14 protein-coding genes are annotated in these 10,270 nt (G+C 46.4%); 7 read left to right on the top strand and 7 right to left on the bottom strand.

Annotation, left to right across the window (positions count from 1 at the left end; all coding sequences use genetic code 11):
• The 3 genes from G343_RS0109040 to mnhG (G343_RS0109030) are packed head-to-tail and all read left to right on the top strand — an operon-like array spanning nt 1 to nt 1,083.
• Nucleotides 1–477, top strand: a complete 477-nt coding sequence (locus G343_RS0109040; RefSeq protein ID WP_020007817.1) for a Na+/H+ antiporter subunit E — start codon at nt 1–3, stop codon at nt 475–477.
• Nucleotides 477–752: a Na(+)/H(+) antiporter subunit F1 gene (locus G343_RS0109035; protein WP_020007816.1), complete on the top strand. Its 276-nt coding sequence runs from the start codon at nt 477–479 to the stop codon at nt 750–752. Before G343_RS0109040 ends, G343_RS0109035 begins: the two co-directional genes overlap by 1 nt.
• The gene (gene mnhG, locus G343_RS0109030; protein ID WP_020007815.1) at nt 739–1,083 is read left to right on the top strand and encodes a monovalent cation/H(+) antiporter subunit G; all 345 of its coding nucleotides are present in this window, start codon (nt 739–741) and stop codon (nt 1,081–1,083) included. Before G343_RS0109035 ends, mnhG (G343_RS0109030) begins: the two co-directional genes overlap by 14 nt.
• 70 nt (nt 1,084–1,153) lie before the next feature.
• Here mnhG (G343_RS0109030) and mnhG (G343_RS14505) read toward each other — a convergent pair whose 3' ends face one another.
• From mnhG (G343_RS14505) to G343_RS0108995, 7 genes are read right to left on the bottom strand one after another with little or no spacing between them, the layout of a single operon-like run.
• Nucleotides 1,154–1,570 (bottom strand): monovalent cation/H(+) antiporter subunit G, encoded by a 417-nt coding sequence (gene mnhG, locus G343_RS14505; protein ID WP_020007814.1) that lies wholly within the window; start codon nt 1,568–1,570, stop codon nt 1,154–1,156.
• The gene (locus G343_RS0109020) at nt 1,548–1,847 is read right to left on the bottom strand and encodes a Na(+)/H(+) antiporter subunit F1 (protein ID WP_020007813.1); all 300 of its coding nucleotides are present in this window, start codon (nt 1,845–1,847) and stop codon (nt 1,548–1,550) included. The genes mnhG (G343_RS14505) and G343_RS0109020 overlap by 23 nt, the downstream gene beginning before the upstream one ends.
• Complete coding sequence (locus G343_RS0109015) at nt 1,844–2,323, bottom strand: Na+/H+ antiporter subunit E (RefSeq protein ID WP_020007812.1); 480 nt, start codon at nt 2,321–2,323, stop codon at nt 1,844–1,846. The genes G343_RS0109020 and G343_RS0109015 overlap by 4 nt, the downstream gene beginning before the upstream one ends.
• Nucleotides 2,324–3,817, bottom strand: a complete 1,494-nt coding sequence (locus tag G343_RS0109010) for a Na+/H+ antiporter subunit D (RefSeq protein ID WP_020007811.1) — start codon at nt 3,815–3,817, stop codon at nt 2,324–2,326.
• Complete coding sequence (locus G343_RS0109005) at nt 3,807–4,148, bottom strand: Na(+)/H(+) antiporter subunit C (RefSeq protein ID WP_020007810.1); 342 nt, start codon at nt 4,146–4,148, stop codon at nt 3,807–3,809. The genes G343_RS0109010 and G343_RS0109005 overlap by 11 nt, the downstream gene beginning before the upstream one ends.
• Nucleotides 4,148–4,615: a Na(+)/H(+) antiporter subunit B gene (locus G343_RS0109000; RefSeq protein ID WP_020007809.1), complete on the bottom strand. Its 468-nt coding sequence runs from the start codon at nt 4,613–4,615 to the stop codon at nt 4,148–4,150. The genes G343_RS0109005 and G343_RS0109000 overlap by 1 nt, the downstream gene beginning before the upstream one ends.
• Complete coding sequence (locus G343_RS0108995; protein WP_020007808.1) at nt 4,584–6,998, bottom strand: Na+/H+ antiporter subunit A; 2,415 nt, start codon at nt 6,996–6,998, stop codon at nt 4,584–4,586. Before G343_RS0108995 ends, G343_RS0109000 begins: the two co-directional genes overlap by 32 nt.
• 199 nt (nt 6,999–7,197) lie before the next feature.
• Between G343_RS0108995 and G343_RS0108990 the strand changes: the two genes are divergently transcribed.
• The 4 genes from G343_RS0108990 (at nt 7,198) to G343_RS0108970 (ending at nt 10,213) form a co-directional block, all read left to right on the top strand.
• Nucleotides 7,198–7,785: a peptidylprolyl isomerase gene (locus G343_RS0108990; protein WP_020007807.1), complete on the top strand. Its 588-nt coding sequence runs from the start codon at nt 7,198–7,200 to the stop codon at nt 7,783–7,785.
• 136 nt (nt 7,786–7,921) lie between these two features.
• Nucleotides 7,922–8,125 carry a hypothetical protein gene (locus G343_RS0108985; protein ID WP_020007806.1) on the top strand — a complete coding sequence of 68 codons (204 nt, stop codon included), beginning with the start codon at nt 7,922–7,924 and terminating at the stop codon, nt 8,123–8,125.
• A gap of 205 nt (nt 8,126–8,330) precedes the next feature.
• Nucleotides 8,331–8,705: a S1 domain-containing post-transcriptional regulator Ygs gene (gene ygs, locus G343_RS0108980; protein WP_020007805.1), complete on the top strand. Its 375-nt coding sequence runs from the start codon at nt 8,331–8,333 to the stop codon at nt 8,703–8,705.
• Nucleotides 8,706–9,019: 314 nt separating this feature from the next.
• Nucleotides 9,020–10,213: an ornithine--oxo-acid transaminase gene (locus G343_RS0108970; RefSeq protein WP_026366338.1), complete on the top strand. Its 1,194-nt coding sequence runs from the start codon at nt 9,020–9,022 to the stop codon at nt 10,211–10,213.
• Nucleotides 10,214–10,270 lie beyond the last annotated feature (57 nt).

Here is a 10,270-nt window from a genome sequence, read left to right as displayed (position 1 = left end):
ATGGCTTTCCAACTTTTAGTAAATATACTCATTGCCATCATCTGGCAATTTTTACAGAACAGCTTCACACTCAGCAGTTTCATCACCGGTTTTCTAATGGGTATCATTATCCTGGTCATATTAAGACGGGCATTGACTTTTAATCTGTATCTTGTCAAAGTGTGGGCCGCAATTAAATTGCTTCTGATATTCCTGACAGAATTGATAAAGGCGAATATTGACGTGATTAAAATTGTGCTCAGCCCGAAGATGACGCATCAGCCGGGGATCATTGCGCTTGAGACAGAGCTCAAAACGGACGTGGAAGTCACTTTGCTGGCTTCACTCATATCACTGACTCCCGGCACAGTATCGATGGATTTCTCCAAAGATAACAGGACAATATATATCCATACTCTGGATTGTGAAAATAAAGAAAAAGTACTTGCCGGAATTCACAATAACTTTGAGCGCGCAATCATGGAGGTGACCGAATAATGTTTCATCTGATAATACAGGGGGCACTGATTCTATTAACCATTTCTTTAGTCATCTTTCTGATAAGGGCATTTATAGGGCCTTCATTGAGCGACAGAGTGCTGGGGCTGGATACACTGGGGATGAATCTGATCGCTTTTGTAGGCTTGCTCATGCTTTTACAGGACACCGTTGCGTATTCAGATATCGCACTGGTATTGAGTATTCTGGCATTTGTCGGCACTGTTGTCCTGTCGAAATTTATCGAGAGAGGTGATCTGTTTGAGCGTCATTGAGGTCATTACCAGCATATTCGTCATAACGGGTGCATTGCTGATTTTCGTCAGTTCGATTGGTGTTTTACGTTTAAGGGATGTCTACAGCCGGATGCACTCTGCAGGAAAAACATCGACACTGGGAGTCATGTTTCTGATGCTGGGTGTACTGATCTATTTCATTCCTGAAGGTTTCAATGCAAAGATATTGCTGGCAATACTCTTCGTGTTTATGACAGCACCGCTATCGGCATTGATGGTCAATCGTTCAGCATACAGAAGCGATGTGCCTCTCGAGAAAAATTCGATTCGGGATGAATTGAAGGAAGATATTGAAAATGAAAAAGTCTGATGATATAGATAAAACCTCTGCAGGGCGCAGCTATTAGCCGCGCCCTGCAGAGGTTTTTTAGTGATATATATCAGCTTTCGTCTTCATCTTTCTTTCGCTGGACCTGAACGCGCTGAGTGTCACCGATTATCTGGTCTTCAGGATTGGTCTCATCCCGTTTCAATTCGTTTAATATGGTTAGTTTATAAGGCTCAACATCAGCGTGGAATGCACTTCTGGCAATCATATGTGCACCGAGGGGCGCGGTGGTGAAAATGAAGAGTACTGCCAGAAATAATTGAGTATCAATCAGCCCCTCCGTATACCAGAAGTAGAAAAAGGCGCCCAGCATTGTCATCATGACACCGAGCGTGGCACTCTTTGTAGTGGCTTGCAGCCGTGTATAAATATCCGGCAGGCGGATGACACCGACAGCGCCGACAAACGAGAAAAAAGCACCGCCCAATATGAAAAAGGCAATCAGACTAGTCATCAGAATCTCTGTCATTTTCAATAATCACACCTTTCTCCAGATATTTTGCCAAAGCGATTGTTGCGATAAAGGCGAGGATGCCGACCAGCAGCACCACGACCAGCAGATAGGCTGAATTGAGGGATATGGCGACCAGGGCGATCATCGCCATCAGCATAATACCTAAAGTATCCAAAGCAACGATCTTATCGTGAAGTGTCGGGCCGCTGATCATCCGGTAGACCATCCCGAGCATTGAAAAAGAAAGAACGATCAGTGAGAAAATAATGACGACGTCGAGAAAGGTATTCATGCTCTGCTCACCTCTTTTATCAGGTATTCAAAACGGGTCTTAACACGGTTGATTTCTGCTTCAGCACTTTGCAGATGCAGCCCGTGTATATAGATCGTCGAGTGGTCATCGGAAATAGCCACGACTACTGTGCCGGGGGTCAGTGTGACCAGTGCAGTAAGCAGGGAAACTTCCCATTCTTCCTCCAGATCGCAGGGGTAAGCATAGAAACCGGGGTGAATATCAATTTTAGGTTTCAATACAATTCTCGCCACATCGATGTTGGATTTGCTCAGCTCCCATAGGAACGTGAATGAAAGTTTAATAATCGCCCACACTCTTCTGATGTAGAATGACCCCGGCAGGAACCGGCGCATTATAAACACCGTTGCAAGCCCCAGCAGATATCCATTTAAGAAGGAGATGAAAGAGAACTCAGAGCTCATGAACATCCAAAGGAATGCCAGAGATAAATTGATCAGTATTTGTAAGGGCATCTACTCCACCTCCGTTAAATAACTGGCATAGGACGCGGGATCATGGAAGGCTTCGGCAGCCATCTCAAAAAGCGGATAAAGCAGATCCGCGCCAAGACCGAAAGCAACTGAGACAATGACCAGGCCAATGGAAGAAACCAGAAGTTTATCATACTTGACAGGCTTTAGTTTACTGAAGTCCATATCTTCGCCCCAGAAGACATTAATAAATATTTTGATCAGAGAATACAGGACAACAAGACTGGAAAGCAGAAGGATAATCGCAGCAATGTAATGGTTATTTTCAAAAGCGGACTGAACGATGAACAGCTTGCCGTAAAAACCGGATAAAGGCGGGACGCCGGCCAGTGAGAGCGCGGCGATGAAAAACGCCCACCCGGCTAACGGATGCTGTCCGATCAGACCGCCGAGACGTTCGGAATCGACTTTCCCGGTTCTGTAAATAATGAAACCGACGAGCAGGAACAATGCCGCTTTAATGATTATATCGTGGATCAGATAATACATTGCGCCGACTGTGGCGGTCTGATCCATGATCGAGAAGCCGGTCAGTATGATTCCCACAGCAATCAGGATATTGTATATGATCACTTTCTTCATATCCGTATAAGCGAGTGCACCGATCGCTCCGACAATTATTGTGAGAATGGCGAGAAACAGGAGCATCTGATGTGTAAATGCACTGTTACCGATGAAGAACAGGCTGTAAGTACGGGCGATGGCATACACCCCAACTTTTGTCAGCAATGCACCGAAGAGTGCGATGACAGGCATCGGCGGCGCATAATAGGAACCCGGCAGCCAGAAATAGAATGGCACCACTCCCGCTTTTGTGGCGAACACGAATAGAAACACGACAGCGACGATCGTCATGATGATGATATTGCCGTCATAATTATCAAGCTTCAGATAGATGTCCGCAAAATTGAGCGTGCCGGTGACAGAATACAGGTAGGCGATGCCAAGGACAAAAAAGTTTGAGGCAACAATATTCACGACGATATATTTAAAACCTTCCTGCAGCTGAATCTTTGTACCGCCCAACGTGATCAATACGTAACTTGCAATTAGAAAGACTTCAAAGAAGACGAACATATTGAATATGTCCCCCGTTGAGAATGCACCGTTAATGCCTGTAAGCATGAACAGGATCAATGGGTAATAGTAGAATTTCTCCCTTTCCATACCGATTGACTGGAATGAATAGACGACAATGGCAAAAGTAACAATTGTTGTACTCAGCAACAGCAGGGCGGCTGCCATGTCTATGACAACACTGATGCCAAAAGGCGCCGCCCAATCGCCGATGAATGTCACCATCGTCCCTGAATTGTAAACCCGTATAATAACCCAGAGTGTGATGATCAGCATTAGGAGTCCCGTCAGGGCCGCACCCACTCTGTGTGCCATCGGGCGCCGGCCGATGAACAGCATGATGAGGCCGGCAAACATCGGGATGATGATCGGTAATAAAACCAGTATGTCAGTCGTCATGAGGCACCCCTTTCATCTCTTCTACATTATCAGTGCCCAGTTCTCTGTAAGTTTTTATAGCAACAGCAAGGAGGAATGCTGTGAGTGCGAATGAAATCACGATTGCAGTAAGCATCAGCGCCTGCGGCAGCGGATCTGCATAGGAAGAGACTTCGGCATCGAGAACAGGGACATTGCCGCGCTTTAATTCCCCCATGGTAAGGAGCATCAGATGTACCCCGTGGGCAAGTGTCGAAGTACCGATAATAATACGGAGGACACTCTTCGAAAGTATGAGATACACAGAAGCGCCGATCAGGATTCCACTAAGAATGATTATAATCAGTTCCATCAGCTCTCTTCCCCCTCAATCAGCGCAATCATAAGAAGCGTTGTTCCTGCAACCGTCAAAAAGACACCAAGATCGAACAGTAATGCGGAATGTAACGGGATTTCACCCAGGACCGGCAGCTGCAGATACGTGTGCTGATGGGTGAGGAACGGTGTGCCAAACAGGAATGACAGTGTCGGAACGGCCAGGGACAGGAACAGGCCGGTGGTAATGATCAGCCGGTAATCTATCGGGATCATCTTAAACAGTGTTTTTCTGTCATATGCGATGAGCAGCAGGATCAGTGCGGAAGCAGCCAGCAGTCCGCCGACAAAGCCGCCGCCCGGCGTATAGTGACCGGCAAAAAACAGGTTGAAAGCGAACATGATGATGATAAAGAATACAACTTTTGAAGTGAACTGCAGGAAAACATCATGCATTTGCTTCTGAACCCTGCTATACCCTGCTTTCTTCAGTGTGCTCTTCATCCTTATTCCCCCTTCTGTTCAAGTTCAGTTTCATCAGTGTAAATATACCGATCCCGGCGATGCCGAATACCAGCGTTTCAAACAATGTATCAAAACCGCGGAAGTCCACAAGGATGACATTGACCATGTTTCCGCCGGCAGTGAGGTCATACACGTTTTCGATATGGAATTGACTGATCGATTCGAAGAGCCGTTCAGAATATGCTGCGAGTCCAATGAATATAGTCAATACCCCGACGCCGAGGGAGACCAGGAAGTTAGTCAGTTTAAATCTTATGCGTTCTTCATGTCTGCTGTGCCTGGGCAGATAAAAGAAACATACCAGGAACAAAGCAGTGATGATCGTCTCTATCGCGAGCTGGGCAAGTGCCAGGTCAGGCGCCCTGAAGAATACAAAGAGCATGGAAACAGCGAACCCGACAGCGCCGAGCATGATGATGGAAACCATCCGGGACTTTGTGATCAGGATGACCGCTAAAGTCACGATAGTAATGAGCACCATGATGATCTCGCCGATACTGACGGGGGAAAGATTATTGAAATCAATACTCATTCCGGCGCTTATGACGCTGAGACAGCCGAATATTACGAAAGTGCCGAATATATATAAGAGATACGAACGGATGGAACCGTTCATCAGATTATCAGTCAGTTTCTGGGAGCCAAACCGGCTGTACAGAAGCAGCTGGTCGTAGGCGAAGTCAAGTGTGAATCTTTCTTTATGGTAGTTGTATATGAACATCCATCTGTCTCTTGAAATGAACAATAATGTACCGATGATGACAATGGACACTGTCGCCCACAGCGCCGGACTGTCAAATCCATGCCAATGTGAAATGGATGTTTCAGGTGAGGTCGAGCTGTCCATGATACCCATGACAGCCGGATCTATGATTGTCCCGGACAGAAGGTTCGGAAAGAAGCCGAACACCAGGACCAGAAACGTCAGGATTGCCGGTGAGACCAGCATGATTGCAGATCCTTCGCGGGGCGCTTTCGGCAAGTGATATGTCCGTTTTCCGAAAAACACATCATAGATGAGTCTGATGGAATATATGAACGTAAAGATACTGCCGATAATCGCCAATGCCGGAACGATGAAGCTCATGCTGGAAAGCCCGCCGAACTCAGCATTTCCGATCGAAATCATTGCTTCGAGAAAAAGTTCTTTGGACAAAAACCCGTTGAACGGCGGTATACCGGCCATGGACAGCGCAGTGATGAGGGTCATTGTTACAGAAATCGGCATAATCGTCAGCAGACCGCCGAGTTTCTTCATGTTTCTGGTTCCGGTCTCATGGTCGACAATGCCGGTGACCATAAACAAGGCGCCTTTAAATGTTGCGTGGTTGAAAACATGGAAGACAGCGGCAACAATCGCTGCTGTGAAAAGCTGTTCGTCAGCACCGGTCGACACGCTCAATGCGCCCAGACCAAGCAGTGACATGATGAGTCCGAGCTGTGACACGGTTGATAGTGCCAGCATTGCTTTTAAGTCGTTCTGCTTGATGGAATTGAATGCTGCCCATGTCATGGTGAACAGCCCGACAATCAGTATGAGCCATATCCAGAGACTGTTGAAGGCAAATATAGGTGTAAAGCGTGCGACCAGGTAGATGCCCGCTTTTACCATTGTTGCAGAGTGCAGGTAAGCACTGACCGGCGTCGGGGCTTCCATTGCATCCGGCAGCCAGATATGGAAGGGGAATTGTGCTGATTTTGTGAATGCACCAAATAGTATAAGAACGATTGCCAGCGGTGCCAGCTGATTCTCCTGGATCAGCGGCAGTGCCTCAATCATACCTCTGATGCTGAATGTACCGGTGATCAGGTAGAGTATGATGAATCCGCCCAGCATTAAAAATCCGCCGAACATGGTGATGAGCATCGATTTCTGGGCACCGTACAATGAACGGTCATTCTTGTGCCAGAAAGCGATGAGCAGGAAACTGGAAATTGAAGTCAATTCCCAAAACAGATAGAGCATCAGCACATTATCGATCAGGACAACCCCGAGCATCGCTGTCATAAAAATTAGCAGATAGATATAAAAACTGCCTAATTTTTCCTTTTGTGAAAGATAGCCGATAGAATATAGGGTGACAAGTGCGCCAATCCCCGATATTAGTATTGCGAATAAAAGACTGAGACCATCTATGTAGATATCGAAGTTCATTCCGATTCTCGGCATAAAAGGCATCGTTTCATGTATTACTTCCCCGCCGCTTACAGCGGGGATCAATGTCGCCAGATAAATGGCAATCAGGAGCGGCACCGGCAGCGCAAGCCAGCCGATATTGATCTTTCTGTAATACCTGTAAAGAACGCCGATGGCAATGGCGGCCGCCACAGGCAGCAGAATCGCTAAATGTATCAGCGTCATGGGTTACCTCCTCGTATGCTGTGCCCTCTGAGCACATTATATGTAAATTATACATGAAACACAGGCTCAAATAAATGCAAAGGCTTTGAACAAAAAGAAATTTTCTGTATAGTATAAATAGCAGTAAAGGCTTTGAGAGTCACAAAATTTTCATATTTACTTCTATAAATTTGAAATAATGAAATTCAGGAGGCAGTTTATGACATACCCGCAACTAAGCAGAGAAGTTCGTGACAATGAAGCGGCAGCACTGATTCATACTAATTACGGTGATATTACCGTGAAACTGTTTAAGGATATTGCGCCTAAGACAGTCGAGAATTTTACAACCCATGCAAGGAACGGTTACTATGACGGTCAGATTTTCCACAGGGTCATCAGGGATTTCATGATCCAGGGCGGCGATCCGACAGGTACAGGCATGGGCGGTGAGAGCATCTACGGGGGCACGTTTGAAGATGAATTTTCCCTGGAGGCCTTCAATCTGTACGGCGCTCTGTCCATGGCCAATGCAGGCCCGGATACAAACGGCAGTCAATTTTTCATCGTACAGCTCAAACAGGTGCCATCTGAAATGCTGTCCCAGCTGGAAGGTGCCGGCTACCCCGCTGAAATTATAGAAGCATATACTGAACTGGGCGGTACACCGTGGCTGGACCAGCGCCATACGGTATTCGGGCACGTCATCGAAGGCATCGATACTGTGGAGGAGATTGCCAAAGTGGAGACGGGCGCGCAGGATCGTCCGGCACAGGATATAGTGATTGAAAATATCGAAGTCTTATAACCCGCCCGATCAAACAGGCAAATCCCCGTCCGAGTTATCCGGAATTCTCACAAAATAGTCATTAATCCCCCATGATAATACAGACATACAATGCGTAAATTTGTTACAATTGCCGGGAAAAGGTGAGTGATTGACTATGATGGAATTTCTGTATTTCCCTGAAGATAAATCCGAGTATATACCTGCACTGATTGTTTTAGCCATCTGTATACTTATCGCCTACATAACCTTCAGACTGATAAAGAGATACTCCAGGAAGCAGGAAGAGAAGATGAAGGATTTTGAAGCGGAAGTGCTGAGACGGCTGGAACAGGAGAAATACGATGGATCCAGGCATTAACACAGCGCTTTGCCCTGCCTTTAATGAATGGCCTCCGTCCTCTGGAAATGATATAAACACCCCGCCCGTACTTAAAGTTTGACTTCAGGCTTAAAGTACGGGTTTTTATTTTCACAATCGTTCTGTAATAATTAGATAAACACTTTTTGATATGATAGAATAATCACTGCATATGTATTACCGAAAAAGTTAGCGGGGTCATTTTGTGGCAAAAAAATATCGGAAAGGCCAGTTCATCAAAGTGAAAGTGACTGGCATCCAGCCGTATGGCGCTTTTGTCAAAACCCCTGATAATCAAGAAGGACTTATTCATATTTCGGAAGTGATGAACGATTATGTCCATGATATAAACCAGTTTCTGTCAAAGGGCCAGATTGTCAAAGTAAAGATATTAAGTGTTGGCAAAGAAGGTAAATTGGACCTGACTTTAAAAGAAAATGAGTATTTTAAACGTGAGGAGCGGAAACGGGACAGGCGCTCTGTTCTGGATCAGATCCGAGAGACGGAGAAGTATGGATTCGAGTCCATCAGACAAAAGATGCCGGAATGGATCAGCCAAGCGAAGAAGTATTTAAAGTGATTCGATATCGTTTAGCGTGAAACTGATGGCTGGGAAACCAAAACTCCGCAGAAAAACCTGCGGAGTTTCTTGTGTGAGACCCTGCAGAATATTCTATGAAATGACCGTATGGATGAATACTTATCCAGAAAGACGGTTATGTTTACACAGCGCTCTGCAGAGCAAAATGATACATTCGTCAAAAAGGTTGAAAATGTCAGATAAAACGTTCATCATAAAGGATAGATAACGGTTTTAAAGCGTTTATAAAATTCTCCAAGCGGGGACGGCGGGTCTTATACATGCCCGCTGTTTTTAAGAAAGGGCGGATCATTATGACAAAATCGCAAGAGATTATTGAACTGACGAATGAATACGGGGCACCGAACTACACCCCGCTGCCAGTCGTCATATCAGAGGCGGACGGGGTCTGGGTCAAGGATCCTGAAGGCAATGAATATCTGGATATGCTGGCTGCCTATTCAGCAGTGAACCAGGGGCACAGACATCCGAAAATCATCCAGGCCTTAAAGGATCAGGCGGACAAGCTTACGCTGACGTCACGTGCGTTCCATTCAGACAGGCTGGGACCATGGTATGAAAAAGTCTGCAAACTTGCCGGCAAAGATATGGCGCTGCCGATGAACACCGGTGCAGAAGCAGTGGAAACAGCAGTTAAAGCGGCGCGCCGCTGGGCTTACGATGTCAAAGGAGTGGAAGATGATAAGGCAGAAATCATCGCGATGAATCAAAATTTCCACGGACGTACGCTGGCAGCTGTGTCACTTTCTTCCGAAGCGGAATACCGCCGCGGCTATGGACCGCTGCTTGACGGCATTAAACTGGTCGACTTCGGAGATATCAACCAGATCAAAGCGTCGATAAACGAGAATACCGCTGCGGTGCTGCTCGAGCCCATCCAGGGTGAAGCGGGTGTCAATATTCCGCCGGAAGGTTTCTTGAAGGAAGTCCGCCAGTTATGTGATGAGAATAATGTATTGTTCATCGCGGACGAAATCCAGGCGGGACTCGGCCGCTCCGGTAAGATGTTTGCAACGGATTGGGAAGATGTAAAACCCGATATGTATATTCTCGGTAAAGCGCTGGGCGGTGGTGTGTTCCCGATTTCCTGTGTGGTGGCAGACGAAGAGATCCTGAACGTGTTTACCGCGGGCTCCCACGGTTCAACATTCGGCGGCAACCCGCTGGCATGCGCCGTATCGGAAGCGGCGCTTGATGTACTGGTTGATGAAAACCTTGCGGAACGTGCCAACAGACTCGGCGATTACTTCAAGGAAGAACTTTCAAAAATAGATAATCCTGTCATTAAAGAAGTCAGAGGGCGCGGCCTGTTCATTGGTGTGGAATTGACTGAGTCGGCCCGTCCATACTGTGAATCACTCAAAAAACTCGGCATCCTGTCCAAGGAGACCCATGACACTGTCCTGCGTCTGGCGCCGCCGCTCGTCATTTCCGAGAAAGATCTTGACTGGGCAATTGAGAAAGTGAAATCAGTACTGTCCAAATAACGCTTTTAAAAATGATTTAGTATGATACAATACAATTGAAAACAGTTTCATAAAAAG

The sequence above is a fragment of the Salinicoccus albus DSM 19776 genome, assembly GCF_000385175.1.
Taxonomy (GTDB): domain Bacteria; phylum Bacillota; class Bacilli; order Staphylococcales; family Salinicoccaceae; genus Salinicoccus; species Salinicoccus albus.
Note: the sequence above shows the minus strand (reverse complement) of the source record. Positions and strands in the feature narration are given on the sequence as shown.

Coding starts and splice junctions, on each gene's coding strand:
- G343_RS0109040 (WP_020007817.1), top strand. CDS start 1: ATGGCTTTCCAACTTTTAGTAAATATACTCATTGCCATCATCTGGCAA.
- G343_RS0109035 (WP_020007816.1), top strand. CDS start 477: ATGTTTCATCTGATAATACAGGGGGCACTGATTCTATTAACCATTTCT.
- mnhG (WP_020007814.1), bottom strand. CDS start 1,570: ATGACAGAGATTCTGATGACTAGTCTGATTGCCTTTTTCATATTGGGC.
- G343_RS0109020 (WP_020007813.1), bottom strand. CDS start 1,847: ATGAATACCTTTCTCGACGTCGTCATTATTTTCTCACTGATCGTTCTT.
- G343_RS0109015 (WP_020007812.1), bottom strand. CDS start 2,323: ATGCCCTTACAAATACTGATCAATTTATCTCTGGCATTCCTTTGGATG.
- G343_RS0109010 (WP_020007811.1), bottom strand. CDS start 3,817: ATGACGACTGACATACTGGTTTTATTACCGATCATCATCCCGATGTTT.
- G343_RS0109005 (WP_020007810.1), bottom strand. CDS start 4,148: ATGGAACTGATTATAATCATTCTTAGTGGAATCCTGATCGGCGCTTCT.
- G343_RS0109000 (WP_020007809.1), bottom strand. CDS start 4,615: ATGAAGAGCACACTGAAGAAAGCAGGGTATAGCAGGGTTCAGAAGCAA.
- G343_RS0108995 (WP_020007808.1), bottom strand. CDS start 6,998: ATGACGCTGATACATTTAGCGATTCTGCTGCCTGTGGCGGCCGCCATT.
- G343_RS0108990 (WP_020007807.1), top strand. CDS start 7,198: ATGACATACCCGCAACTAAGCAGAGAAGTTCGTGACAATGAAGCGGCA.
- G343_RS0108985 (WP_020007806.1), top strand. CDS start 7,922: ATGATGGAATTTCTGTATTTCCCTGAAGATAAATCCGAGTATATACCT.
- G343_RS0108970 (WP_026366338.1), top strand. CDS start 9,020: ATGACAAAATCGCAAGAGATTATTGAACTGACGAATGAATACGGGGCA.